25 protein-coding genes and 1 pseudogene are annotated in these 24,303 nt (G+C 72.5%); 8 read left to right on the forward strand and 18 right to left on the reverse strand.

The genetic code is table 11. From position 1 onward, the window contains the following. The 3 genes and pseudogenes from C3489_RS34465 to sigE form a co-directional block, all read right to left on the reverse strand. A pseudogene (locus C3489_RS34465) lies at positions 1-913 on the reverse strand (hypothetical protein); the annotation flags it as partial. Positions 914-1,037: 124 nt separating this feature from the next. Continuing rightward, entirely contained in the window at positions 1,038-2,015 is a 978-nt protein-coding gene (locus C3489_RS34470) for an anti-sigma factor (protein ID WP_103786067.1), read from the reverse strand. Further along, positions 2,012-2,719: an RNA polymerase sigma factor SigE gene (sigE, locus tag C3489_RS34475; protein WP_103786068.1), complete on the reverse strand. Its 708-nt coding sequence runs from the start codon at positions 2,717-2,719 to the stop codon at positions 2,012-2,014. The genes C3489_RS34470 and sigE overlap by 4 nt, the downstream gene beginning before the upstream one ends. Before the next feature lie 235 nt (positions 2,720-2,954). Here sigE and C3489_RS34480 point away from each other — a divergent pair, with 235 nt between their 5' ends. Then, entirely contained in the window at positions 2,955-3,653 is a 699-nt protein-coding gene (locus C3489_RS34480; protein WP_103786069.1) for an O-methyltransferase, read from the forward strand. A 93-nt stretch (positions 3,654-3,746) separates the two neighbouring features. Here C3489_RS34480 and C3489_RS34485 read toward each other — a convergent pair whose 3' ends face one another. Next, a complete protein-coding gene (locus tag C3489_RS34485) occupies positions 3,747-3,914 on the reverse strand; it encodes a DUF3117 domain-containing protein (RefSeq protein ID WP_003966491.1) in 168 nt (55 codons plus the stop codon). 388 nt (positions 3,915-4,302) lie between these two features. On the opposite strand from C3489_RS34485, the gene C3489_RS34490 reads away from it, so the two are divergent. Further along, positions 4,303-5,106 carry an enoyl-CoA hydratase/isomerase family protein gene (locus C3489_RS34490; protein ID WP_103786070.1) on the forward strand — a complete coding sequence of 268 codons (804 nt, stop codon included), beginning with the start codon at positions 4,303-4,305 and terminating at the stop codon, positions 5,104-5,106. 10 nt (positions 5,107-5,116) lie between these two features. Here C3489_RS34490 and C3489_RS34495 read toward each other — a convergent pair whose 3' ends face one another. Beyond that, positions 5,117-5,704, reverse strand: a complete 588-nt coding sequence (locus C3489_RS34495; RefSeq protein WP_103786071.1) for a DNA-3-methyladenine glycosylase I — start codon at positions 5,702-5,704, stop codon at positions 5,117-5,119. Further along, on the reverse strand, positions 5,701-6,051 hold the full coding sequence (locus tag C3489_RS34500) for a DivIVA domain-containing protein (RefSeq protein WP_103786072.1): 351 nt from the start codon (positions 6,049-6,051) through the stop codon (positions 5,701-5,703). Before C3489_RS34500 ends, C3489_RS34495 begins: the two co-directional genes overlap by 4 nt. 135 nt (positions 6,052-6,186) lie before the next feature. Here C3489_RS34500 and folP point away from each other — a divergent pair, with 135 nt between their 5' ends. Next, a complete protein-coding gene (folP, locus tag C3489_RS34505; protein ID WP_103786073.1) occupies positions 6,187-7,047 on the forward strand; it encodes a dihydropteroate synthase in 861 nt (286 codons plus the stop codon). A gap of 106 nt (positions 7,048-7,153) precedes the next feature. On the opposite strand, the gene C3489_RS34510 is transcribed toward folP, so the two are convergent. Together C3489_RS34510 and dapE are read right to left on the reverse strand one after the other, a co-directional pair. After that, positions 7,154-7,912: a TIGR00730 family Rossman fold protein gene (locus tag C3489_RS34510; RefSeq protein WP_103786074.1), complete on the reverse strand. Its 759-nt coding sequence runs from the start codon at positions 7,910-7,912 to the stop codon at positions 7,154-7,156. Positions 7,913-8,023: 111 nt separating this feature from the next. Continuing rightward, complete coding sequence (gene dapE / locus C3489_RS34515) at positions 8,024-9,103, reverse strand: succinyl-diaminopimelate desuccinylase (RefSeq protein ID WP_103786075.1); 1,080 nt, start codon at positions 9,101-9,103, stop codon at positions 8,024-8,026. A gap of 96 nt (positions 9,104-9,199) precedes the next feature. Between dapE and C3489_RS34520 the strand changes: the two genes are divergently transcribed. Next, positions 9,200-10,150: a heavy metal transporter gene (locus tag C3489_RS34520; protein ID WP_103786087.1), complete on the forward strand. Its 951-nt coding sequence runs from the start codon at positions 9,200-9,202 to the stop codon at positions 10,148-10,150. A gap of 356 nt (positions 10,151-10,506) precedes the next feature. After that, positions 10,507-10,950, forward strand: a complete 444-nt coding sequence (locus C3489_RS34525) for an ATP-binding protein (protein WP_103786076.1) — start codon at positions 10,507-10,509, stop codon at positions 10,948-10,950. Between the two features lie 244 nt (positions 10,951-11,194). On the opposite strand, the gene C3489_RS34530 is transcribed toward C3489_RS34525, so the two are convergent. Both C3489_RS34530 and fdxA read right to left on the reverse strand, forming a co-directional pair. After that, a complete protein-coding gene (locus tag C3489_RS34530; protein WP_103786077.1) occupies positions 11,195-12,289 on the reverse strand; it encodes a bifunctional succinyldiaminopimelate transaminase/glutamate-prephenate aminotransferase in 1,095 nt (364 codons plus the stop codon). A 108-nt stretch (positions 12,290-12,397) separates the two neighbouring features. Further along, positions 12,398-12,718 carry a ferredoxin gene (gene fdxA / locus C3489_RS34535; RefSeq protein WP_010474859.1) on the reverse strand — a complete coding sequence of 107 codons (321 nt, stop codon included), beginning with the start codon at positions 12,716-12,718 and terminating at the stop codon, positions 12,398-12,400. A 141-nt stretch (positions 12,719-12,859) separates the two neighbouring features. On the opposite strand from fdxA, the gene C3489_RS34540 reads away from it, so the two are divergent. The 3 genes from C3489_RS34540 to C3489_RS34550 all read left to right on the forward strand — a co-directional run bounded on the left by C3489_RS34540 (position 12,860) and on the right by C3489_RS34550 (position 16,111). Next, entirely contained in the window at positions 12,860-13,867 is a 1,008-nt protein-coding gene (locus C3489_RS34540) for a GNAT family N-acetyltransferase (protein ID WP_103786078.1), read from the forward strand. Positions 13,868-13,869: 2 nt separating this feature from the next. Then, complete coding sequence (locus C3489_RS34545) at positions 13,870-14,721, forward strand: transglutaminase-like domain-containing protein (RefSeq protein ID WP_103786088.1); 852 nt, start codon at positions 13,870-13,872, stop codon at positions 14,719-14,721. 163 nt (positions 14,722-14,884) lie between these two features. Further along, a complete protein-coding gene (locus C3489_RS34550; protein ID WP_103786079.1) occupies positions 14,885-16,111 on the forward strand; it encodes an acyltransferase in 1,227 nt (408 codons plus the stop codon). Here C3489_RS34550 and C3489_RS34555 read toward each other — a convergent pair. The 8 genes from C3489_RS34555 to C3489_RS34590 form a co-directional block, all read right to left on the reverse strand. Beyond that, complete coding sequence (locus tag C3489_RS34555; RefSeq protein ID WP_103786080.1) at positions 16,099-16,365, reverse strand: DUF397 domain-containing protein; 267 nt, start codon at positions 16,363-16,365, stop codon at positions 16,099-16,101. The two genes, C3489_RS34550 and C3489_RS34555, sit on opposite strands and share 13 nt — an antisense overlap. Continuing rightward, on the reverse strand, positions 16,362-17,216 hold the full coding sequence (locus C3489_RS34560) for a helix-turn-helix transcriptional regulator (protein ID WP_103786081.1): 855 nt from the start codon (positions 17,214-17,216) through the stop codon (positions 16,362-16,364). The genes C3489_RS34555 and C3489_RS34560 overlap by 4 nt, the downstream gene beginning before the upstream one ends. A gap of 108 nt (positions 17,217-17,324) precedes the next feature. After that, positions 17,325-18,830, reverse strand: coding sequence for an MFS transporter (locus tag C3489_RS34565; protein WP_181139965.1), 1,506 nt, complete (start codon positions 18,828-18,830; stop codon positions 17,325-17,327). Between the two features lie 194 nt (positions 18,831-19,024). After that, positions 19,025-19,639 carry a response regulator transcription factor gene (locus tag C3489_RS34570; protein WP_103786083.1) on the reverse strand — a complete coding sequence of 205 codons (615 nt, stop codon included), beginning with the start codon at positions 19,637-19,639 and terminating at the stop codon, positions 19,025-19,027. Continuing rightward, entirely contained in the window at positions 19,636-20,826 is a 1,191-nt protein-coding gene (locus tag C3489_RS34575; protein ID WP_103786089.1) for a sensor histidine kinase, read from the reverse strand. Before C3489_RS34575 ends, C3489_RS34570 begins: the two co-directional genes overlap by 4 nt. A gap of 5 nt (positions 20,827-20,831) precedes the next feature. Beyond that, positions 20,832-21,572: an ABC transporter permease gene (locus C3489_RS34580; RefSeq protein WP_103786084.1), complete on the reverse strand. Its 741-nt coding sequence runs from the start codon at positions 21,570-21,572 to the stop codon at positions 20,832-20,834. Continuing rightward, positions 21,569-22,495, reverse strand: a complete 927-nt coding sequence (locus tag C3489_RS34585; protein ID WP_103786085.1) for an ABC transporter ATP-binding protein — start codon at positions 22,493-22,495, stop codon at positions 21,569-21,571. Before C3489_RS34585 ends, C3489_RS34580 begins: the two co-directional genes overlap by 4 nt. 142 nt (positions 22,496-22,637) lie before the next feature. Further along, the coding region (locus tag C3489_RS34590; RefSeq protein WP_103786086.1) for a peptidoglycan binding domain-containing protein at positions 22,638-24,303 on the reverse strand (1,666 nt) is incomplete at its 5' end.

Genomic DNA, 24,303 nt, shown 5'->3' on the forward strand with positions numbered 1-24,303 from the left:
CGCCCGGCGCGGCCATGGCGGCCGCGGGGGCGCCCGGAACGCCGGTGCCGGCCAGGGCGTGCCCGGGCGCGGCCGGCTGGGGTGCGGGCGCGGTCAGGGTGCCGTGGGCCGGGGTGGCCGCGGGGTGCTGGACGGGAGGGGCGGGGGCCCAGGGGCCGGGCTCGCCATAGGGCGGGGTGCCGTAGGGGTCGGGCTCGTGCAGAGGCTTGGGCCGCTCGACAGTGGGAGCGACGACGACGGCAGCGGGCCCCTCGACGCCGGCATTGGCGGAACCGACGCCACCCTGGGACTCGGCGGACCCGACGCCGGCCTCGAAGTCGGCGGCACCATGCACGCCACCCTCGGCCCCGGCGGAGCCACCCACACCGCCCTCGGGCCCGGCGGAACCCACACCGTCCCGGGGCTCGGCGGACCCCACGCCAGCCTCAGACTCGGCTGTGCCACCCACAGCGCCCTCGAACCCAGCGGAACCCACACCGTCCCGGGACGCGACGGAGCCCACTCCACCCTCGGACCCGGCTGAGCCGCCCAGGCCACCCTCGGACTCGTTGGCACCCACGCCGCCCTCGGGGTCGACGGAATCCACGCCACCCTCGGACTCGGCTGAGCCACCCACGCCGCCCTCGGGCCCGGCGGAACCCACACCGTCCCGGGACGCGACGGAGCCCACGCCACCCCCGGGCCCGGCGGAGCCCTCGCCACCCCCGGACCCGGCGGAGCCGTCCGCGTTCAGCGGTCGGCTCAGCTCGTAGTCGCCGTCGGCGGACTCGCCGGCCCGGCTCGGGTCGGACACGCGGGCCTCGGCCCGGGTGTCCTCGGCTCCGCTGTCCCGCACTTCGGCCGTCGCGGCCGCGCCGTCGGTACCGGTGTCCGGCCCGTCGGACGGACCCTGCGTGGGCTTCCCCTCGTTCATGCTCTCCCCACGGGTGGCCGCGGCACAGCTCGTCGTCGGCGGCCGCGGATCGTCGCACTCCGCGCCCGGCGGCATGCCGAGGGCGCGGCTCAGGGGGATTCAACCAGGTTCGCCGCCCTGCTGCTCAGGGGGAGGACGTGGCGGAAGGCGACGCCGACGCGGAGAGCACGCCGGGCGCCGTCACGGCCGGTGCGGGGGACACCGTCGTCAGCGAGACGGGCGTGGTGACGCTGAGCGGGCGTATCAGCGGTGACATGGCGGCCGCCCCGGCCACGACCGGCGTGGTCAGGGTGCGCGCGACGTCCTGCGCGGTGCCCGGCTGCACGGTGCCCGGCGTGCGCAGACCCGGCAGCAGCGGCGCGGAGAGCGTCGTCGGCGCCACCGGCGTACCGGCGTACGTGCTCTGCCCGGCACCGGCTGCCTGCGCGAGCAGCGGTGCCGTGCTGCCACGGCGGCGCTGGCTCTCGGGGGCCGTCGCCGCGCCCGAGCCCTGGGAGCGGGCCGGGGTGACATTGCTGCCCGAGCCGGCCCGGGTGTCCGTGTCGGCGGGGGTGCCGCTCGTCGTGACGCCGCCGAGCGCGATCGCGGCCAGCGACACCGCGCCGGCGGCCACGAACGCGAACCGCAGCCCACGGGAGGGCGGGGCCTCGCCACGGCCGACGGGATGGATGCGGAAGCCGTGCTCGGCCGGCATCGGCACCGCCGCCGCATGCCCGCGCCCGGGGGCGTAGTCGAAGTCGAACGGCATGCCGCCGCCCCGCTTCACTCCGAAGACCCCGGACGCCCCGGGGCGGGAGGGAAACCCTCCGGAGAATCCACCGAGTGCTCCCCCGCCGAACGGCGAGCCGCCGCCGTCGAGGTCACCTCCCCCGGGCAGCCCCTGCAGACGTGCCAGGAAGCTCTCGGACGGGGGCGGCGGGGCCACCTCCGCGAAGACGTTCTTCAACCGGCGCTGCGCGTCGACCTCCGCCTTGCACTTCGGACAGGTCGCGACGTGCGCCAGGACGCGCTCACGCGTCTCATGACCGAGCTCTCCGTCCACCAGGGCGGAGAGTCGGTCTCCCAGGTGCTGCTCGGCCGGGTTGGGACGTGATCCACTCACGCGGTCGCGCCCCCTCCCCCCAGCACGGGCACGCGGGACACCAGGGAGCGGCGCTCCCGGGCGTCGGGCGAGCGGTGGGCCAGCGCCTTGCGCAGCTGGGAACGGCCGCGGTGGATACGGGAGCGGACCGTACCGAGCTTCACGCCGAGGGTCGCGGCGATCTCCTCGTAGCTCAGCCCCTCGATGTCGCACAGGACGACCGCGGCGCGGAACTCCGGCGCGAGGGTGTCCAGCGCCTGCTGGATGTCGGCGTCGAAGTGGGCGTCGTTGAAGACCTGCTGCGGGGTGGGCTCCTTGCTGGCCAGCCGCTCGGCCGCGTCCTCGCCGAGCGCGTCGAAGCGGATGCGCTGCTTGCGGCGGACCATGTCCAGGAAGAGGTTGGTGGTGATGCGGTGCAGCCAGCCCTCGAAGGTGCCCGGCGAGTACGTCGACAGCGAGCGGAAGACGCGGACGAAGACCTCCTGGGTGAGGTCCTCGGCGTCGTGCTGGTTGCCGGTGAGGCGGTAGGCGAGGCGGTAGACGCGGCCGCTGTGCGTGCTGACGATCTCCTCCCACGTGGGCGGAGTCCACGCCGGGCCGTCCGCGTCGGTGGAGAAGGTCGCGGTCTGGGCCTGGCCGGCGGCGAAGCCCGCGGCGTGGCTGGTGTCAGCGGTGTCGGTCACGGATTTCGGCCTGCCCGCCGATCCGAGGAAGCGCCGCAGCACTCCTCCCCGGTCTCCAGGCGCGGCCGCACCTCCCCTGTCAGCTCTGGTGGTGTCCAGTGGAGCCCCTACCATAGCCACCTCGCCCGTTAGGACCGGATAAGCGGTTTTACGAGAATTTGATCTGGGCTGATACGGCTCATACGGCTGCGTCAGCACTTGCTGGGCGCCCCGCGCCCCGTCGTGATCCAACTGTGTCCCCTCGCCGTGTCTCCCACCCCTCTAAACGCCCGGTCCCATCTGCGGGTTCCCGGGGCCAACGGATACAGTCACGCCGAGGCAACCGTGGGGACAGGAGAGGGTCATTACCGGCAACCGGCAGACGGACTGGGCGTTCGCCGACGCCTATGTCGCCGAGGACGACGCGCTGCGCTGGGCCCGCGACCGGGCCCATGAGGCAGGTCTGCGCTCGGTGTCGCCCGGCACGGGCGCCGCGCTGCGGTTGCTCGCCGCCACCGTGGACGCCAAGGCGGTCGCGGAGATCGGCACCGGCTGCGGTGTCTCCGGTATCCACCTGCTGCACGGCATGCGCCCCGACGGCGTGCTGACCACCGTCGACCCCGAGCCGGAGCACCAGCAGTTCGCCCGGCAGGCGTTCCGCGCCGCCGGGTTCGCCAGCAACCGGGCCCGTTTCATCCCCGGTCCGGCCCTGGACGTCCTCCCCCGGCTCGCGGACGCCGGCTACGACCTCGTCTTCTGCGACGGCGACCGGCTGGAGTTCCTGGACTACCTCGCTGAATCGTTGCGCCTGCTGCGTCCCGGCGGCCTGGTGGTGTTCGAGGGCGTCTTCGCGAGCGGCCGCACGGTCGACTCGGGCCCGCAGCCGACCGAGGTGATACGGATCCGGGAGCTGCTGCGCGCGGTGCGCGAGAGCCAGGACCTGGTGCCGTCGCTGCTGCCGGTCGGGGACGGCCTGCTGTGCGCGGTCAAGCGCTGAAGCGCTGCCGCCACAGCTCTGACCTGCGCAAACAGCCGCCCCGGCACCCACCTGGGGTGCCGGGGCGGCTGAAAGGATATGGTCGCTTGCGCGTCAGCCGACGACCTTCTTGAGGGCGTCGCCGAGGGCGTCGGCCTCGTCCGGGGTCAGCTCGACGACGAGCCGACCGCCGCCTTCGAGCGGAACGCGCATGACGATGCCCCGCCCCTCCTTGGTCACCTCGAGCGGGCCATCACCCGTCCGCGGCTTCATGGCCGCCATGCTCGTTCCCCTTCCTGAAACCAGCTCATCGTCAAAGCCGACGGCCCATGAAGGGCACGCGCGGCCCGCCACCCGAAAAAGGGACCAGGACACGCGCCACCGGCATCGAACACATTGCTTCCCAGCCATTATCCCGCATCGCACGACCCGATGACCAACATCGGTCCGCATCGCTTGGGCAACGCGCGCGAGCAAAACCACTCAATTCGGCGATGTGCCTGCGATACTGCTCGGCCTCGCGGACAGCGCCGGCTCGAAGCGCGCGTGGAATTCTTTGACGCAGCTCACATGTCCGGCCCGGCCCACCGCCGGTGATCTCCGCCATGCTGTCCTTCGTACGTCGGCGTACCGACCGGTACGCCACGCCTCGACACCGGAGGGATGCGCCATGGCCGACACCGTGCTCTACGAGGTGAGCGACGGGCTCGCGACGATCACGCTGAACCGCCCGGAGGCGATGAACGCGCTGAACATCGCGACCAAGGTCGCCCTGCGGGAGGCGGCCGAGTCCGCGGCCGGTGACAGCGCCGTACGGGCGATCCTGCTGACCGCGGCCGGGGACCGGGCGTTCTGTGTGGGCCAGGACCTCAAGGAGCACATCGGGCTGCTGGCCGCCGACCGGGAGGCCGGCTCCGGGCAGACGATGAGCACGGTCAAGGAGCACTACAACCCGATCGTGCGGGCCCTCGTCGGCGCCCCGAAGCCGGTGGTGGCGGCGGTGAACGGCGTCGCGGCCGGCGCCGGTTTCGGCTTCGCGCTCGCCGCGGACTACCGGATCGTCGCCGAGACGGCCGCCTTCAACACCTCCTTCGCGGGCGTGGCCCTCACCGCCGACTCGGGGGTCTCCTGGACGCTGCCGCGCGTGATCGGCCCCGGCCGCGCCGCCGACCTGCTGCTCTTCCCGCGCAGCATCAGCGCCCAGGAGGCGTACGAGCTGGGCATCGCCAACCGGCTGGTGCCGGCGGCGGAGCTGCGCGCCGAGGCGGAGAAGCTGGCCCGCGGGCTCGCCGAGGGGCCGACGGTGGCGTACGCGGCGCTGAAGGAGTCGGTGGCGTACGGCCTGACGCACTCGCTGTCCGAGACCCTGGACAAGGAGGACGAGCTGCAGGCACGCGCGGGCGCGTCCGAGGACCACGCCATCGCCGTGCAGGCCTTCGTCAACAAGGAGAAGCCGAAGTACCTGGGGCGGTAGCCGGTACGCGTCAGGGACGGCGGCGTGCGACGCAGTCGGCGAGGTGGTCGTCGACCAGGCCGCAGGCCTGCATCAGGGCGTACGCCGTCGTCGGGCCGACGAAGCGCAGTCCGCGTTGCTTCAGGGCCTTGGACAGGGCGGTCGACTCGGGGGTGACCGCGGGGACGTCGGCGATGGATCTGGGGACCGGGCGGGCGTCCGCGTCCGGGGCGTGGGACCAGATGAGCGCGTCCAGCTCGCCGGGCGCCCACTCGGCGAGCACGCGCGCGTTGGCGAGCGTGGCGTCGATCTTGGCACGGTTGCGGATGATGCCCGGGTCGGCGAGCAGGCGTTCGCGGTCGCCGTCGTCGAAGGCGGCGACCTTGGCGATCTCGAAACCGGCGAAGGCGGCGCGGAAGCCGGGGCGGCGGCGCAGGATGGTGATCCAGGACAGCCCGGACTGGAAGGCCTCCAGGGCCAGCCGTTCGAAGAGGGCGTCGTCGCCGTGGACCGGGCGGCCCCACTCCTCGTCGTGGTACGTCACGTACTCGGGCGCGGACAGGGCCCACGGGCAGCGCGGGGCGCCGTCCGGGCCGGTCAGGGCGGTGCCGTCGCTCACTGCGTCTCCTGCTGCTCGGGCTTGTCCATGGGCACCCGGGAGGCGGCGGCCCGCGCTCCCGCCAGCGCCGACTCCAGGTCGCTGATACGGGCGTCGCGCTCGGCGAGTTCGGCGGCGACGCGGTTGAGGGCGTCGTCGACGTCGGCCATGCGGTAGCCGCGGGCGGCGAGCGGGAAGCGCAGGGCGTCGATGTCGGCGCCGGTGACGGGGCGGTCCGACGGCAGCGGGTCGTACAGCCGCTCGGGGGCCGCCTCCGGCAGCGGGCCGGTGCCCTCACCGCCGCCCACCACGGCGAGCGTCACCGCGGCGACCACGACGGCGAGCGCGATGACCAGGAACAGGAACATAACCATCGCCGGCAACCCCACGCTCGGTGTCTTTCAGTGTCAGGGTCCGATCGTGCCATGCGACGCTGACAGTTAGGGTCACAGGCGGCGCGATACCAGGAAGAAGCCAGGACGTACAGGAAGAGGTCACAGGGGATGCTCAGGCTGGGCAGGCGTGAATTCGACACGCACGAGCCGGTGATCATGGCGATCGTGAACCGGACCCCGGACTCCTTCTACGACCAGGGGGCCACCTTCCGGGACGAGCCTGCGCTGGCTCGGGTCGAGCAGGCGGTGGCCGAGGGCGCGGCGATCATCGACATCGGCGGGGTGAAGGCCGGGCCGGGCGAGGAGGTCAGCGCCGAGGAGGAGGCACGGCGGACGGTCGGCTTCGTGGCCGAGGTGCGGCGGCGCTTCCCGGACGTGATCATCAGCGTGGACACCTGGCGGGCCGAGGTCGGCGAGGCGGTCTGCGAGGCCGGCGCCGATCTGCTGAACGACGCGTGGGGCGGGGTCGATCCCGGGCTGGCGGAGGTCGCCGCGAGGTACGGGGTGGGGCTGGTGTGCACCCACGCGGGCGGGGTGGAGCCGCGGACACGGCCGCACCGGGTGACGTACGACGACGTCATGGCCGACATCCTGGACGTGACCGTGGGGCTCGCGGAGCGGGCGGCGGCGCTGGGGGTGCCGCGGGAGTCGATCCTGATCGACCCCGGGCACGACTTCGGCAAGAACACGCGGCACAGCCTGGAGGCGACGCGACGGCTGGACGAGATGGTCGCCACGGGGTGGCCGGTGCTGGTGTCGCTGTCCAACAAGGACTTCGTGGGCGAGACGCTGGACCGTCCGGTCAAGGAACGGCTGATCGGGACGCTGGCCACGACGGCGGTGTCGGCGTGGCTGGGGGCGCAGGTCTACCGCGTGCACGAGGTGGCGGAGACGCGGCAGGTGCTGGAGATGGTGGCGTCCATTGCCGGCCACCGGGTCCCTGCGGTGGCTCGGCGGGGGCTGGCGTAGCGGACGCCGTCCCCGGGGCTCCGCCCCGGACCCCGGCGGGGGCTCCGCCCCCGTCGGTCCGGCCCCTGCACCCGCGCAGGGCGCCCCGGCTACCCCCACGCAGCGGTCAGCGGCCCGCCTCCTTCGACACCAAGGCCACCGCCTCCTCCACGTCGTCCGTGACGTGGAACAGGAGCAGGTCCGCCTCCGAGGCCTTGCCCTGGGCGACCAGGGTGTTCTTCAGCCAGTCGACCAGGCCGCCCCAGTAGTCCGTGCCGAAGAGGACGATCGGGAAGCGGGTGACCTTCTGGGTCTGGACCAGGGTGAGCGCCTCGAAGAGTTCGTCCAGCGTGCCGAGGCCGCCCGGCAGGACCACGAAGCCCTGCGCGTACTTGACGAACATCATCTTCCGCACGAAGAAGTAGCGGAAGTTGAGGCCGATGTCGACGTACGGGTTCAGGCCCTGCTCGAAGGGCAGCTCGATGCCGAGCCCCACCGAGGTGCCGCCCGCCTCGCACGCGCCCTTGTTGGCGGCCTCCATGGCGCCCGGTCCGCCGCCCGTGATCACCGCCCAGCCGGCCTGCACCAGCCCGCGTCCGAGCCGTACGCCCGCCTCGTACTCCGGTGAGTCCACCGGGGTGCGGGCCGAGCCGAAGACGCTGATCGCGGGCGGGAGTTCGGCCAGCGTGCCGAAGCCCTCGATGAACTCCGACTGGATGCGCAGCACGCGCCAGGGGTCGGTGTGCACCCAGTCCGAGGGGCCGCCCGCGTCCAGCAGCCGCTGGTCGGTCGTGCTGGCGGTGACCTGTCCGCGTCGCCGGAGGACCGGCCCGAGGCGCTGCTCGTCCGGCGGCACCTTCTTGCCCTCGGGGTTCCCGGTAGCCATGTGCGCTCCCTCCGTCGTGCGGTCCGTGCACCTCAGCGTAGATCTACGCGGGTTACGTCTGAGGGACCTGAATATGTCCGCCGCGCTGCGTCGTAAACACGGCTGGGCGGGTCATGACGTCAGCCACGACCGCAGGCGCTCCTCGCCCGCGAGGATCTTCGCCGTCTCCACCCGCTCGTCCCGCTTGTGCGCCAGGATCGGATTGCCGGGGCCGTAGTTGACCGCCGGGACGCCCAGCGCGCTGAAGCGGGCGACGTCGGTCCAGCCGAACTTGGGCTTCGGGGTGCCGCCGACGGCCTCGATGAAGGCCCGGGCCGCCGGGTGGGACAGGCCGGGCAGCGCGCCGCCGCTGTGGTCGTCGATCACGAACTCCTCCACCCCGCAGTCCGCGAAGACCTCCCGGACATGCGCGATCGCCTCGTCACCGCTGCGGTCCGGGGCGTAACGGAAGTTGACCGTCACCACACAGGCATCCGGGATCACGTTGCCCGCGACGCCGCCCGAGATCGCCACCGCGTTCAGGCCCTCGTGGTACTCCAGGCCGTCGATCACCGGCCGGCGCGGCTCGTACGCGGCCAGCCTCGCGAGGATGGGGGCCGCCGCGTGGATGGCGTTGGAGCCCATCCAGCTGCGCGCGGAGTGCGCGCGCTCGCCGCTCGTCTTCAGCAGCACCCGCAGCGTGCCCTGGCAGCCGCCCTCGACCTCACCGTCGGACGGCTCCAGCAGCACCGCGAAGTCGCCCTCCAGCCACTCCGGGTGGGCCTCGGAGATGTGCTTGAGGCCGTTGAGCTCGGCGGCGACCTCCTCGTTGTCGTAGAAGACGAAGGTCAGGTCGCGGTTGGGCGCCGGCACGGTCGCCGCGATGCGCAGCTGCACCGCCACGCCCGACTTCATGTCGCAGGTGCCGCAGCCCCACAGCACCCCGTCCTCGTCCAGCCGGGAGGGGACGTTGTCGGCGATCGGTACGGTGTCGATGTGGCCGGCGAGGATCACGCGCTCCGCGCGGCCCAGGTTCGTACGCGCCACCACGTTGTTGCCGAACCGGTCCACCGTCAGGTGCGGCAGGGCGCGCAGCGCGCTCTCGATCGCGTCCGCGAGCGGCTTCTCCGTGCCGCTCTCCGAGGGGAAGTCGACGAGCTGCGCGGTGAGCGCCGCGGCGTCCAGCGTGAGGTCAAGCGGGGTTTCGGCCATGGCCCCGACCCTATCCCGCGCCGCCGCGTCGGCGCCGGTTCCGCGGTGTGCGAACCCCTGGCGGGGCCCCGGGTGGCCTCCAGTAACTTGTACGGCGTGCCAGAGCCGTCCCCCACTTCCCCCAAGCGTCGCAGCCGTCTCCTGCGGGCCGGCGCGGCCGTCGTGGTGCTGTGCGCGGTCGCCGGTTACCTCGTGGTGCAGTACGTCACCGGAGGTCCCGGCGCCCCGGGTTGCAAGGTCGTCTCGGGCCGGGGCGACGGAGCGACGTACCAGTTCACCCCCGAGCAGGCGGTGAACGCGGCCACGATCGCCGCCGTCGGCACCAACCGCGGCCTGCCCGAGCGGGCCGTGACGATCGCGCTCGCCACCGCGCTGCAGGAGTCCGGGCTGCGCAACATCGACCACGGCGACCGCGACTCGCTCGGGCTGTTCCAGCAGCGCCCCTCGCAGGGCTGGGGCACCGAGCGGCAGGTCATGGACCCGACCTACGCGGCGGGCGTCTTCTACCAGCACCTGGTCAAGGTGCCCGACTACACCGAGCTGCCGCTCACGGTGGCCGCGCAGCGCGTGCAGCGCAGCGGCTACCCGGAGGCGTACGCCAAGCACGAGCCGGACGCGACGCTGCTCGCGGCGGCCCTGACCGGGCAGTCCGCGGCCACGCTGACCTGCGACGGCCGCCCCGGCGCCGACGCGGCGGCCGGCCCGGACGCGGTGCGGGCGGCGCTGGTGCGGGACTTCGGGCGCGGCGCCTTCGAGGAGACCGGCGCGGAGGTCGGCGGGCGGGGCCGTGCGGCGCCTTCGCCGTCCGTGAGCGCCGGTGCCGACGGGCAGACGGTGACCGTGCCGGTGCCCGCCGGGGGCGGCTCGCGCGGGGTGAGCGAGCGGGGCTGGCAGCTGGCCCACTGGGCCGTGGCCAACGCCTCCGCGCTGGACATCCGGCGCGTGACGTACGCCGGGCGGGAGTGGACGGCCGGGCACACCGACAGCAGGTGGCGCGAGGGCGGGTCGGGCACCGACTCCGCGGTCCGGATCGTCACCGGGCCGTAGTTCGTCATTGCGCAGTAGTACGGGCATTCACTCTCAGGAGTTAGTCCGCACGGTTACCGCGGGTGCAGTGCGCAGGTTTTCGTGCCGTCACCCCCGTACCGGCGAAAACCCTTGGAAACAAAGAGGCGGAAGGATTCAGCGGGCTTTCACGCGCGGCCCCCTTTGCCCGTTTTTATCCGCAGCCGATAATGCGACGCATTGCCAACTCTTTACGTTGCCGATCCGCAACCTTCGAGGGCTTCGAGCGGTAGTCACTGCGTCCGAGCCCGAACGATCAACAGCCAGTCGGTCGGCCAACTCCCGGGCTTGGACGGACAGTTCAGCGTTTCACCGATCTCTCCCGTCGAAGGAGCATCATGTCCCTCCCCCTGACCCGCCGGATCGCCCGCGCCGCGCTGCTCGTCGCTGCCGGAGCGGCCGCCGGGGTCGGTGCGGCCGGCTCCGCCAGCGCGGCCCCCGCCCTGCCCGCCACCCCGAACCTGGGCGGGCTGACCGCCCTGGACGGGGCGAGCGTCGCCAACCAGGCGGACAGCGCGCTGCAGCACTCCACCGCGGCCGCGGGCGAAACCGGCGGCAAGGCGGTCCAGTCGGCGGTGCCGGCCACGGGCAAGACCACCGGCAGCGCGGTGAAGAAGGTGACGCCGGTGGCCCAGAAGGCGGCCGGTGAGGCGGCCGGGTCCGCGGGGGGCCTGCTCGGCGACACCACCAAGACGGCCACGCAGGGCGGCCTGCCGACGGACTCCCTGACCAAGAGCGCGCCGTCCCTGCCGGTGGGCGGTGGGCTGCCGCTGGGCGGCTGACGGTTCACTGCGCTCGCCTGACCGGCTTGTACGGCGACGGGGCCCGGGGTGCTTCCCGGGCCCCGTCGCTTTGTGCTGCCGCTGCCTGCGTCGGCTGGGGCGGAGGTCCGTTGGGCCGCACCCGGCACTGCAGGCCGTGCCCACCCGTTCCGCCCCGCGGAACGACTGCCCACGGCGGTGGCGGGGCGGCTGCGCGCTGCCGACCACGACGTCGGCACCTGTGTGCCGACATCCGCCGTCCGCGTCAGGACAGGCGGGACACCGCCGCGGCCACTCGTTCGTCCGTTGCCGTGAAGGCCACGCGGACGAAGTTCTCGCCGGCCGAGCCGTAGAAATCGCCCGGGGCGACCAGGATGCCGAGGTCGGCCAGGTGGGCGACCGTGGTCCAGCAGGACTCGTCGCGCGTCGCCCACAGGTAGAGGCTGGCCTCGCTGTGCTCGATGCGGAAGCCGTGCCGCACTAGCGTGTCGCGCAGGGCCTCGCGGCGTGCCTCGTAGCGCTCGCGCTGGACGCGGACGTGCTCGTCGTCGCCGAGCGCCGCCACGACGGCGGCCTGGGTCGGCGCGGAGGTCATCATGCCGCCGTGCTTGCGGATCTCCAGCAGCGGGCCGAGGACGGCCGGGTCGCCGGCCAGGAACGCGGCGCGGTAGCCGGCCAGGTTGGACCGCTTGGACAGGGAGTGCACGGCCACGATGCCGTCGTAGGAGCCGCCGTTGACGTCCGGGTGGAGGACGGAGACCGGGTCGGCCTCCCAGCCCAGCTCCAGGTAGCACTCGTCGGAGAAGACCAGCACGCCGTGCTCGCGGGCCCAGGCCACGATCCGGGTCAGCTCGTCCTTGGACAGCACCTTGCCGGTCGGGTTGGACGGCGAGTTCAGCCAGAGCAGCTTCAGGCCGGCCGGGTCCAGCTGGGTCGGGTCGTCGTAGACCTCGTGGTCCGCGCGGGCCAGACGGGCGCCCACCTCGTACGTCGGGTAGGCCAGGCGCGGATAGGCGACCTTGTCGCCGGGGCCGAGGCCCAGCTGGGTGGGCAGCCAGGCCACCAGTTCCTTGGAGCCGACGATGGGCAGCACGTGCCGGTGGGTCACCTCGCGGGCGCCCAAGCGGCGCTCGACCCAGCCGGTGATCGCGTCGCGCAGTGCCGGCGTGCCCCAGACCGTCGGGTAGCCCGGCGAGTCGGCCGCGTCGATCAGGGCCTTCTGGATCAGCTCGGGCACCGGGTCGACCGGCGTGCCGACGGAGAGGTCGACGATGCCGTCCGGGTGGGCTGCGGCGGTCTTCTTGAAGGGCTCCAGCCTGTCCCAGGGGAAGGTGGGCAGCCGGTCGGAGACTGCGGACACGGATCTTGCTCGCTTTCGTCGGTTCGGCAAACGCCTCGGTCCCGTACGGCGATCACCCGGGTGATCTGGCCGTACGGGACCGAGGCGGCGCTTCAGAGGCGGCCGGGATCAGCCGTTCTGCGGCGGGAGCGCGGCGATGAAGGGGTGGTCGCGCTCGATCAGCCCCAGCTTGCTCGCGCCGCCCGGAGAGCCGAGCTCGTCGAAGAACTCGACGTTCGCCTTGTAGTAGTCCTTCCACTCCTCCGGAGTGTCGTCCTCGTAGAAGATCGCCTCGACCGGGCAGACCGGCTCACAGGCACCGCAGTCGACGCATTCGTCCGGGTGGATGTACAAGGACCGCTGGCCCTCGTAGATGCAGTCGACCGGGCACTCCTCGATGCACGCCTTGTCCTTGACGTCGACACAAGGCTGCGCGATGACGTAGGTCACGCTGTCGTTCCTCCTCGATAGGGCGCTGGCGGGCCTCCTCAGGCTCCGCCGCCTGGCGCGCGGGAGCGCGGCGTCGTCGATGCCCGCCACCTAGTATCTCCGTTCCTGGGCATGATCCGAACAGGAGGGGTGAACCGACCAGTGGAAATCTCCGCCTTCGGGCGCCTTGAGGTCCGTATCACCGCTGCTGACGTGGGCAAACGGGTCTCAGTGCGGTGCTTGAACGACACGGCGGCCGCCGGGGAGAAATTCACCGACACGGTGGGCGTTCTCACATCATGGGACAGCGGTGTGCTGCTGATCACACGGAAGGACGGGGAGACCGTCCGGATTCCGGAATCGTCGCTGGTCGCGGGCAAGGTCGTCCCCGCCGCGCCGGCCCGCCGCCGTGGCCCCGCGGCCTCCTACGAGGAGCTGGTGCGGGTCGTCACGCGCGCGTGGCCTCCGCTGGTCAGCGAGCGGCTCGGCGAGTGGGAGCTGCGGGCCGCCGCCGGGTTCACCCGGCGTGCCAACTCGGTGCTGCCGCTCGGCGACCCGGGCCTGCCCCTCGACGAGGCGCTGACCGCCGTACGACGCTGGTACGACGAGCGCGGGCTGCCCGCCTACGTCCAGACCGCGACCGGCGCCGAGGGCACCCAGGAGCTGCTGTGCGCGGAGCTGGAACGGCGCGGCTGGGTGCGTGAGGTGACGGCCGAGGTGTGGATCGGGGGCCTCGCCCCGGTCGCCGATCTCGCCGAGCCGGCCGGGGTGGTGCTGTCCCGCCGGGCCGACGAGGCGTGGCTGGCCCGCTACCAGCGCAAGGGGGTGAGCGAGGTGGCGCTGAAGGTGCTGGAGAGCGGGCCGTCGGTGTGGTTCGCGACCGTGCCCGGCAAGCCGGGCGGGGCCCCGGCGGCGATCGGCCGGTGTGTGGTGGACGGCCGCTGGGCCGGATTCGCCGCCGTGGAGGTCGACCCGGCGCTGCGGCGGCAGGGGCTGGCGACGACCGTCATGGCCGCGCTGGCCGCCCAGGCGCTGGACGAGGGTGCCTCGGCCGGGTGGCTGCAGGTGGAGACGGACAACGCGGCGGCGCGGGCGCTGTACGCCCGGCTGGGCTTCGCCCCGCACCACGCGTACCACCACTACCGCGCGCCCGGCCCCGAGCAGGCGTGATGATGCGTCCCCCGTTCCCCCCGCCGCCGGACCCCTCCGCCGAGCTGCGCCGCCGCTTCGCCGCCGAGGCGCGCACGGAGCGACCCGACCTGTCCGCGCTGTGCCTGCTGATCGGCGCGGTGGCGGACGGTTCGCTGGACGAGGCGGGCATGGACGCGGCACAGATGGAACTGGACCGGCTCGCCGGGCAGCTGCCGTTCCGCCCCGGCGGCCCGGCGGCCTGGGCGCAGGCGCTGCACCGGGTGCTGGGCGAACGCCTCGGCTTCCACGGCACGCCGGGCGACTACCGCCGCCTGGAGTCGTCGCTGCTGCACGAGGTGCTGCGCCGCCGCAGGGGCCTGCCGATCCTCCTGTCGGTGGTCTGGATGGAGGTCGCCCGCAGGGCCGGGGCCCCGGTGTACGGCGTGGCCCTGCCGGGCCACTTCGTGGTGGGCTTCGGCCCCCAGGAGGACCAGGTCCTGGCCGACCCGTTCGACCGGGGCCGGGTCCTGACGGGCCCCGACGCGGAACTCCTCGTCGTGGGCGCGACGGGCGCCCCCCTGGACCCGTCCTACCTGACCCCCGCGGACCCCCTGGACGTCGTCCTGCGCATCCTCAACAACATCCGCGCCTGGGCGGCGGCCCGCCCGGAACGCACGGACGTCGCCCTGTGGGCCGTCGACCTGTCCCTCCTCCTCCCCTCCCACCCGGCCCGCCTCCGCCACGAACGCGCCCAGATCCTGGTCCGCCGGGGCGAGTTCACGGAGGGCGCGCGGGAGCTGGAGGCGTACGCGGAGGTGGTGGGCGCGGTGGACGAGCCGGCGGCGGAAAGGCTGCGGGGGGAGGCCCGGGCGGCTCGGGCGTTGTTGAACTGACCAACGAAAACGCTTTATCGCGCTCGCGAGAAGCCCTTTCCCCCGACACCGGTGTGATCAAGCGCACTGTGCGCCCACAAACGCAACGCGGAAGCCTTCCACCCCGTCTTCCGGGCACACCGGGGCCGCTGCCGGGCCCCTCACCACACAATCGGGGAACTGCATGCACCGCGCGTCAGCGCTTCGGTGGTCGCACGGCACCGTCGCGGAGCGCCTGGCCGGTCGTCACAACAGCCTTGGCCTGCTCAGGCTGTGTCTGGCTCTGGCGGTGGTCGTCTCGCACGCCCGCATTCTGGGGTACGGGGGGAAGGAATACCTCCGCTACTTCAGCGGGGGCCAGACCGATCTCGGCAAACTCGCCGTCTACGGCTTTTTCGTGCTCTCCGGGATACTCGTCACCCGCAGTGGAGCCAGGCTCGGTGTCGGGCGTTTTCTCTGGCACCGGGCCTTGCGCATTCTGCCCGGTTTCTGGGTGTGCCTGGGACTGACCGCCTTTGTCGCAGCGCCTTTTCTGTACTGGCGGCTGCACTCCACACTGGACGGTTTCAACGGCCCCCATGGCCCCCTCGACTATCTGCGGGCGAACTGGGCCGTCACGACCAACCAGCCCGACATAGCCCGCATCATGGCCGACGGGCAGTCACGCGAACGCATCCACGCCGGGGCCTTCAACGGCGCGCTGTGGAGTCTGCGCTACGAGGTGATGTGCTACCTGGGCGTCGCGGTCCTCGCCGTCACCGGCATCCTCGCCCGTGCCCGCCGGGCCGTCCTGGTGATCACGCTCGTCCTCGGCTGGCTGGTCATACGCCACGCGAGCCATGACGCCCACTGGGCCGGCCAGTACGCCTCCCACTACCTGCACGACGTCCAGCTGCCCGTCGTCGGGCATCTCAGCCCGACGTTCCTGATCTACCTGGGATTCGCCTTCGCGCTCGGCGCGCTCATCGAAGTCGCCGGTCATCGGATACCCGTCAGCGACCCCCTCGGTGTCGCGTCCCTGGTCGTCCTGGCCGGCAGCCTCCACTACGGCTACCTCTTCACCGTCGGCATACCGGCCTTCGCCTACCTGCTGGTGTGGCTCGCCGTCCGCCTGCCGGCGCCGTTGCACCGCGTCGGTGCCCGCAACGACTACTCCTACGGCATCTACATCTACGGCTTCCCCGTCCAGCAGACGCTCGCCCTTCTCGGCTGCACCCGGTGGGGCCTCGCCGCCTACCTCGCCCTCACGCTGGCCCTCACCCTCCTGCTCGCCGTGGCCTCCTGGCACCTCGTCGAACGCCCCGCCCTGCGGTTGAAGGACCTCGGCAAGGGCACTCCTTCCCGGCCCGTCCAGAAGCACGTACCTCAGCAGCGCAAGGCGGAAGTGCCGGTCTCAGCTCAGCCGACGTGAGGCACGAACCCGGCCCAGGCCTCCGGCGAGAACGTCAGCCGGGGGCCTGCGGCGTTCTTGGAGTCGCGGACGTGAACGGTGCCGGGGGTTGTGGCTATCTCCACACAGGAGTCGCCCTCGCTGCCGCTGCTGTAGCTGCTCTTGAACCAGGTGTACGCCACTTCGACGCACGAGTCGCCCTCGCTGCTGCTGCTGTAACTGCTCTTGAACCAGACCAGTTCGGAGGCGTCCCCGGCCGACGTCTTGCGGATCATGTCTCCCCCAGCAGTTGCTCGATGAAGGCCGTCGACTCACGAGGCGTGAGCGCCTGGGCCCGGATGATGCCGTAGCGCAGCTCAAGGATACGGAGCTGCCTCGGCTCGGACACCGGTCGGCCGTTGGCCACGACCGGAGAGCGCCCCACCGCCGTGCCGTCCTGGAACTTCAGCACCTCGATACCGCCGGCCAATCCCGCGTGCTCCTCGCGGTCCATCGGCATCACTTGAAGCTCGACGTTCCGCAACTGGGCCGTGGTCACGAGATGTTCGAGCTGGCGGCGCAGCACCGCCCGTCCACCGAGCGGGCGGCGTAACGTCCACTCCTCCAGGACGAAGCTGAGTTCCGGCGCCGGGTCCCGCTCGAAGACGGACTTCCGCGCCACCCGCGCCGCGATGAACCGCTCGATCTCGTCCTGGGTGTACGCGGGACGCCGCATGCACAGCAGGGCTCGGGCGTACTCCGGTGTTTGCAGCAGGCCGTGCACGTTCAGCGGGTCGTACAGCTGGAGCTCGACCGCGCGGGCCTCCATCTGCGCCAGGTCCCGCACCTTCTTGGGGTACCGGACCTTCCGTACGTCCTCCTTCATCGCCGCGATCAGGCCGGCCGCCCCCAGCACCTCGTCCGCCTCGTCCAGGTACTCGGGCCGGGGGATGCGCTTGCCGCCCTCGATCTTGTAGACCATGTCCTCGGAGTAGCCGACGGCCGTCGCGAACTCCCCTGCCTTCATCCCCACGGCCTCGCGGCGCAGCCGTAACTGCCGCCCCACCGTGGCGATGACCGCCAGGGCCCAGTCGTCGTCCGGGTCCACCTCCCAGCCGGGCTCCTCCACTTCGACATCCACGGACACGCCCCGCCCTCCTCGATCGATCACCGTACGCGATCGCGCCGTCACGGATCACGGTAGCGATGCCCGAACACTCTGCGTGACGGAAATCAGAAATCCCCCCGCCGGAGGCTAACGCGGCCTCCTCCTGATCCGGACCCACACATCCCTCGCCCAGCGGCTCGCCTCCGTGCGGCTGGTCGCCACCAGGCGGCGGGCCTGTTCCGGGGTTTCCACCATGGGGCCCGAGCCGCGCAGGGGGCGGCCGGCCGTTTCGTAGAGGACCAGGGTCGAGGCCAGGCCGATCACGCCCGCGCCCATCAGGTAGTACGCCGGGATCATCTCGTCGTCCAGGCCCGTCACCAGGGCCGAGGTGAACAGCGGGGTCGTTCCGCCGAACAACGACACCGAGACGTTGAAGGCGATCGACAGGGCGCCGTAGCGGATGCGGGTGGGGAACAGCGCGGGCAGGGTCGCCGCCGACGTGCCCGCGAAGCAGACCAGGAGCAGGCCGAGGATGAGGCAGCCGATGGCCGGGGCGAGGACGCCGCCCTGACGGATCAGCAGGAACGCCGGGATCGACAGGGCGATCAGGGCCACGCTGCCCGCCATGAAGACCGGGCGGCGCCCCCAGCGGTCCGTCGAGCGGCCGACCGTGGTGATGGTGAGGGCGACGACGACCATCGTGCCGAGGACGAGGAGCTGGGCGGTGTTCTCGTCCTGGCCCAGCGTCGCCGTCATATAGGTGGGGAGGTAGGACGTCACCATGTAGTTGGTGACGTTGTAGAGCAGCACCAGGCCCATGCAGATCAGGACGGCCTGCCAGTGGTGGACGAAGATGTCCCGCAGCCGGCCGTGGCCGGACTGGCGGGCCTCCTCCACGGGGTCCTCGCCGCCGACGGCCCGGTTCGCGGCCCGCTGCTCGTTCGCCTGTTCGGCCTCCTTCTTGAACGCGGGCGTCTCCTCCAGCTTCAGCCGGATGTACAGGCCGATCACGCCGATGGGGCCCGCCACCAGGAACGGGATGCGCCAGCCGTAGTCCTGCATGCCGCCGCTGCCCAGGCCGGCGGTGAGGCCGGTGACCAGGGCCGAGCCGAGGGCGTAGCCGACGAAGGTGCCGAAGTCGAGCCAGCTGCCGAGGAAGCCGCGCCGGGTGTCGGGGGCGTACTCGGCGATGTAGGTGGTGGCGCCCGCGTACTCCCCACCGGTGGAGAAGCCCTGGACCAGGCGGCAGATCAGGAGCAACAGAGGTGCCACGAAGCCCACCGCCGCGTAGGAAGGCAGGAAGCCCACCGCGAACGTGCTGATCGCCATCATCACCATCGTGGCCGCCAGGACCCGCTGGCGGCCGATGCGGTCGCCCAGGGGGCCGAAGACGATGCCGCCCAGGGGGCGGACGACGAAGGCGGCGGCGAAGGTGGCGAAGGTGGAGACCACCTGGGCGCCGGGCGAGCTGGAGGGGAAGAAGACCTTGCCGAGGACGGGGGCGACATAGGCGTACACGCCGAAGTCGAACCACTCCATCATGTTGCCCATCGCGGCGGCCGAGACCGCGCGGCGGACGGCGGGCCGGTCGGTGACGGTGACGTCGGCGGGGGTGAGCATCTGCTTGCGTCGGCGCAGCAGGGTCCGCAGCATCCGGTCCGTGGCCGGATGGCCGCCACGGCCGGGGACGGGGCGGTTCCGGTCGGGCGGCGGGGCAGAGCTGTCGGGCATCAGATCACCGCAAACACCACTCGGGGGACTATTTCGACATTCCGGCCATTATCCACCCGTGATCGTCAGTCACCCGGGTGCCCCACCCACGACCGCTGAAGCCACCCCTTCTCCCGCTAGAGCCAGCCCTTCTCCCGCGCGATCCGTACCGCCTCCGCCCGGTTGCGCACCGCCAGCTTCTGGATCGCCGTCGACAGGTAGTTGCGGACCGTGCCCTGGGACAGGTGCAGCGCCGCGGCCAGTTCGGCGTTGGTGGAGCCGTCGGCCGCGGCGCGCAGCACCTCGCGTTCGCGGTCGGTCAGCGGGTTGGCGCCCTCGGCGAGGGCGGCGGCCGCGAGCGTCGGGTCGATGACCCGCTCACCGGCCAGCACCTTGCGTACCGCCTCGGCGAGTTGGGCCGCCGGGGCGTCCTTGACCAGGAAGGCGTCCGCGCCGGCCTCCATCGCGCTGCGCAGATAGCCGGGGCGGCCGAAGGTCGTCAGCACGACCAGCTTCAGCGCGGGGAACTCCCGGTGCAGCAGCCCCGCCGCCTCGATGCCGGTCATGCCGGGCATCTCGATGTCGAGCAGGGCCACGTCCAGGTCGTGCGTGCGGGCGGCCGGCAGCACCTCGTCGCCACGGGCGACCTGTGCGACGACCTCGATGTCCTCCTCCAGGCCGAGCAGCGCGGCCAGGGCCTCGCGGACCATCGACTGGTCCTCCGCCAACAGGACCTTGATCATGGGGCTCATGCCCCGGATCCTACGGCCGCCGCACTGCCCGCCGGTACGCGGGCGACCAGCCGGAACCCGTGCTTGATGGGGCCCGCCTCCAGGGTGCCGCCCGCCTTCTGCAGACGTTCCGTCAGACCGGTGAGCCCGTTGCCGGGGCCGGTGCCGCTGCCGCCGGTTCCGTTGTCCTCGACGGTGAGTTGGAGGACGGGCCCGTCGAGGGTCTGGTGCCGGGCCAGCTCCACCAGGCAGCGGCGGGCACCGCTGTGCCGTACGACGTTGGTGATCGCCTCGCGCAGCGCCCAGGCGAGGGCGGCCTCGCTGTCCTCGGGCAGGCCGGTGAGGTCGGGTTCGGCGGGGAGTTCGGCGGTGACGCCGGCCGCGGTGAGCGCGACCTGGGCGCCGGCGATCTCGGCGGCCAGGCGCGGCCGGCGGTAGCCGGTGACGGCCTCGCGGACGTCGACCAGGGCCTGCCGGCTGACCTGTTCGATGTCGGCGACCTGCTGGGCCGCCTTGTCGGGCTGGTCCGGGAGCATCCGGCCGGCCAGCTCGCTCTTGAGCGTGATCAGGGAGAGCGAGTGGCCGAGCAGGTCGTGCAGATCGCGGGCCAGCCGCAGCCGCTCCTCGTTGGCGGCGAGCTGGGCGACGGTGGCCCGGGCCTTGCGCAACTCGATCGTCGTACGGACCAGTTGGCCGACGCCGGTCATCGCGAACCCGATGAGCAGCACCAGCACGAACAGTCCGCGCGCCTCCTTCTCGTCGGAGTGCAGGCCCACCAGGTACATGACCACGGTCGCGGCGGGGATGGCCCAGTACGCCGCACGCAGCGGCAGGGTGGCCCCGCAGGCCACCGACAGGTAGACGAACAGGCCGAGCCAGGCGCTGCCGAACGAGTAGGCCAGCAGGGGCGCCAGCACGCCGAGGGCCACGGTCAGCGAGACCACCACCGGTGCCGAGAACGGCCGGCCCATGTTGCGGAAGACCAGCGTCAGATAGACCCCGACGAAGGCGGCGAGGCCCACCCAGCCGGCGGCGGTGGCCCCGGCGCTGTGATGGCCGCTGAGGAGATCGTCGATGGGCGAGGCCAGGAACACGAGCCAGACGCCGATCCACAGGATCTTGACGTACATCTCGCGCCGGGTCCGCGCGGGCCAGCCGAGCCGCACCCGCGGTGCGGAGCCGGACGTGTCCTTGAGGTCCTCCGTCATGGTGCTCACGCCTTCAGCGTGTCCTTCCGGTACAGCCAGGCCGCCCCGCCCGCGAAGAGGACGAAGAAGACGGCGAGGATGGCGATGTCCTGGGCCTGCGGGGCCTGGCTCTGCTCGATGGACCGCCCCAGGGCAGCGTACGCGTGCGTGGGCAGCCACTTGGCGATGTCCTGGAGCCACTGCGGGAACGTCGTCGACGGCATCCACAGGCCGCCCAGCATGGACAGGCCGAAGTAGGTGATCATCGTGATGGGCCGGACCGCGTCCCCGCTGGCCAGGTAGCCGAGGGCGACGCCGAGCGCGGCGAACACCAGGCTGCCGGCCCAGATCGCGCCGGTCAGGGCGAGCCACTGCCAGGCGTCCAGGCGGACGTCCTTCACGGCCGCGGCGACGACGAAGACGATCACGATGGACGGCAGGCTCACCACGGCCGCGCTCGCGGTCTTGGCGAGGACGTAGCCGCGCCCGGGCAGGGTGGTCAGCCGCAGCTGCCGCACCCAGCCGCACTCGCGCTCCTTGGCGATGCGCTCGCTGTTGCCCATCAGCACGGCCGTCAGGGCGCCGAAGGAGGCCATGGAGACCATCATGTACGTCGGCAGGGTCAGCCCGCTGCCGTCGACCTCGGTGCTCGCGTCGGCGTTGCCCGCGATGATCAGGAAGAGCAGCGAGGGGTAGAGCACGGAGAAGAACAGGAACTTGCGGTTGCGCAGGGCGCGGGTGAGTTCCAGCTTGATCAGGCTGTTCACTTGGTCTTCGCCTCCTCGGCGGCGGTGATGGCGACGAACGCCTGCTCCAGGCCGAGCCCGGCGACTTCGAGGTTGCGGGGGTAGAGGCCGAGGCCGTAGAGGGCGTGCACGGTGGCGTCGGCGTCGGAGGACTGGATGCGGACGGTCGAGCCCGACACGTCGACGGACGTCAGGAAGGGCAGCGCGCGCAGGGCGGCCTCGTCGATGGCGCCCTCCAGGTCGAACGACACCCGGCGGGCGCCCGCCTTGGCCTTGATCTCGGCGGCGGTGCCGTCGGCCAGCAGCCGTCCCCGGTGCAGCACGAGCACCCGGTCGGCGATGGCGTCGGCCTCCTCCAGGTAGTGGGTGGCGAACAGCACGGTGCGCCCCTGGTCGGCCTGCTCGCGCATGGTCGCCCAGAACGCCTGCCGGGTGGTGACGTCCATGCCGGTGGTCGGCTCGTCCAGGACGATCAGGTCGCTGTCGCCGGCGGTGGCGAGGGCGAAGCGGACCCGCTGGGCCTGGCCGCCGGAGAGCTTGTTGACCTTGCGGTCGGCGATGTTCGCGACGCCGGCCCGGGTGAGCACGTCGGAGGCCTTGTACGGCCGCGGGTGCAGGGCGCAGGCGAGCCGGACCAGCTCGGCGACGGTGACCTCGTCCATCAGGCCGCCGCTCTGCAGCATGGCGCCGACCTTCCCGGCGACGATGGCCTCGCGCGGGGAGGTGCCGAAGACGCGGACCGTCCCGGAGTCGGGGGTCTTGAGGCCGAGCAGCAGGTCGAGGGTGGTCGACTTGCCCGCGCCGTTGGGGCCCAGCAGGGCCACGGTCTCGCCAGGGTGCAGCGCGAGCGACAGTCCGTCGACCGCCCGCACGTCCCCGTAGTTCTTGCTCACCTGGTCGAAACCGACCACCGGGGTGCCGGTGGCCGTCGCTGTCGTCGTCATGCCCTCATCGTCGCGATACAGGTGGTGGGCCCGGCAGTGTCGGCCGTCCGCAGTGGCGGATGACAGATGTCATGCGGGCGGGCATGACAGACGACGGAGGGGGCGTCCGGCGGTGTGCCGGACGCCCCCTCGCGGTGGTCCGTCAGCTGGGGTTCGTCTCGATGACGGCGACCCGGTTGGAGGTGCTCTTCAGCGCCAGCCGCAGGGCGCCGTAGACGTCCTGGACGGTGACCGGGGTCTTCTGGCCGTTGGCGCGGGCGATCAGCACGCCGTCGAAGGTCTTGCCGTACAGCTCCTTCAGCGCGGCCTCGTCGTAGGAGTCGACGAGCTTGCCGTCCACGGCCTTGACCCGCAGGAACTTCCAGATCGACTTCTGCGGGCTGAAGGAGACCTTGTGCGCGGCGTCCGTCTGGACGGTGACCTTCGCGGACATGGCCGGCTCGGCGAACTCCTTCATCATCCGGTCGACCTCGGTGTTGGACACCGTGGGCTGCCGGTTCGTCGTCGCCACCCGCACGGGCGTGACCGCGCCGGTCTCCACCTGGGTGCGGTACGCCTGCTCGACGGCCTGCTTGGAGGCGGCGACGTCGATGCCCTTGCCGGGCTTGCCGTAGACGGCGACGGCCTTGCCGGACTCGAAGCGGATGGTGCCGTCGGTCATCGAGCCGGAGCCGCCCGCGGCGTTCTCCAGGGCGGCCTGGAGCTTCTCCTCGTCGACCGGCATGACCGGGTCGACCTGGCGCTGCTGCCCGAACAGGGAGCCGATGACGGAGACCGGGTTGTAGTCGCTCTTCGCGGCCGCGCCGACCGTGGCGTCCTCGTCGAAGTGGAGGCCCGCCTGGTCCGGCTTGAGGGTGACCGTGGAGCCGTCGACGGACAGCTTCAGCGGCTGGTTCACCCGCGCGCCGAGTGCGTCGTCGAGCTTCTTGACGGCCTCGTCGCGGGTGCCGCCGCCGATGTCGACGCCGAGCACGGTGGTGCCCTTGGGCACGTCGGAGTGGTTCATCAGCAGGCCGGCGCCGTAGACGCCGGCGGCCAGCACGATCACGCCGCCGACGAGCAGCGGGAGCTTCCTGCGGCCCTTCTTCTTCGGCGGGCGGGAGGCGGGCACGTTCTGCGCGACCGGCTCGGGCAGCTTGGGCGGGGTGTGCGCCACCGCTCCGCCGTCGGACCCGGCGCCGAACGGGCCGCGGTCGCCGGGCGGGATGACCGGGATGCCGCTGGTGACGGTGTGCCCCGAGACGTTGTCGTGGGGCTGTGCGCCGTAGCCGCCTGCGGGCGGTTCGGGGGCCTGGATCTGCGGGGTGAGGATGGCGGTGTCGTCGCTCAGCCCGCCGGCGGGGCCGAGACCGGCGGTGCCGGGTGCGGTCATGCCGGGAGCGGCCGCTCCGGGGGCCGGCATACCGGGCGCGGTCGCGCCGGGGCGTGCGGCGCCGGGGACCGGCGGGATAAGGGGGCCGTCGCCGGTGACCGGGCCGCCGGTCGGGCCGGAGGGGCCCTGCGGGCCGCGGCCACGGGGGGCGCCGGGGCCGTTCGGGCCGTTGAAGCCGGTGCTGCCGCCGGGGCCGCCGGGGCGACCGGTACCGTTCGCGCCGCCCTGACCGGCCGGGCCGTTCGGGCCGCCCGGGGTGTCGAAGTCGTGGCGGTCGCCGCCGGGCTCGGTGAAGTACGGCAGGTCGTCGCGGGTGGGCGCGTCGGTGTCGGGGCGTGCCGAGCTGCCCAGCGGGCCCGCGGCGAGCGCCTCGGTGACGTCGAAGGAGCCGGTGCCGCCGCCGTGGCCCGGGCGCGACGGGTCCGCCGGTGGCGCC

It is taken from the genome of Streptomyces sp. Ru71, assembly GCF_002920535.1.
Classification (GTDB): Bacteria; Actinomycetota; Actinomycetes; order Streptomycetales; family Streptomycetaceae; genus Streptomyces.

Coding starts and splice junctions, on each gene's coding strand:
- C3489_RS34485 (WP_003966491.1), bottom strand. CDS start 3,914: ATGGCGGCCATGAAGCCGCGGACGGGTGATGGCCCGCTCGAGGTGACC.
- C3489_RS34490 (WP_103786070.1), top strand. CDS start 4,303: ATGGCCGACACCGTGCTCTACGAGGTGAGCGACGGGCTCGCGACGATC.
- C3489_RS34500 (WP_103786072.1), bottom strand. CDS start 6,051: ATGTTCCTGTTCCTGGTCATCGCGCTCGCCGTCGTGGTCGCCGCGGTG.
- folP (WP_103786073.1), top strand. CDS start 6,187: ATGCTCAGGCTGGGCAGGCGTGAATTCGACACGCACGAGCCGGTGATC.
- C3489_RS34510 (WP_103786074.1), bottom strand. CDS start 7,912: ATGGCTACCGGGAACCCCGAGGGCAAGAAGGTGCCGCCGGACGAGCAG.
- dapE (WP_103786075.1), bottom strand. CDS start 9,103: ATGGCCGAAACCCCGCTTGACCTCACGCTGGACGCCGCGGCGCTCACC.
- C3489_RS34525 (WP_103786076.1), top strand. CDS start 10,507: ATGTCCCTCCCCCTGACCCGCCGGATCGCCCGCGCCGCGCTGCTCGTC.
- C3489_RS34545 (WP_103786088.1), top strand. CDS start 13,870: ATGCGTCCCCCGTTCCCCCCGCCGCCGGACCCCTCCGCCGAGCTGCGC.
- C3489_RS34550 (WP_103786079.1), top strand. CDS start 14,885: ATGCACCGCGCGTCAGCGCTTCGGTGGTCGCACGGCACCGTCGCGGAG.
- C3489_RS34555 (WP_103786080.1), bottom strand. CDS start 16,365: ATGATCCGCAAGACGTCGGCCGGGGACGCCTCCGAACTGGTCTGGTTC.
- C3489_RS34565 (WP_181139965.1), bottom strand. CDS start 18,830: ATGCTGCGGACCCTGCTGCGCCGACGCAAGCAGATGCTCACCCCCGCC.
- C3489_RS34570 (WP_103786083.1), bottom strand. CDS start 19,639: ATGAGCCCCATGATCAAGGTCCTGTTGGCGGAGGACCAGTCGATGGTC.
- C3489_RS34575 (WP_103786089.1), bottom strand. CDS start 20,826: ATGACGGAGGACCTCAAGGACACGTCCGGCTCCGCACCGCGGGTGCGG.
- C3489_RS34585 (WP_103786085.1), bottom strand. CDS start 22,495: ATGACGACGACAGCGACGGCCACCGGCACCCCGGTGGTCGGTTTCGAC.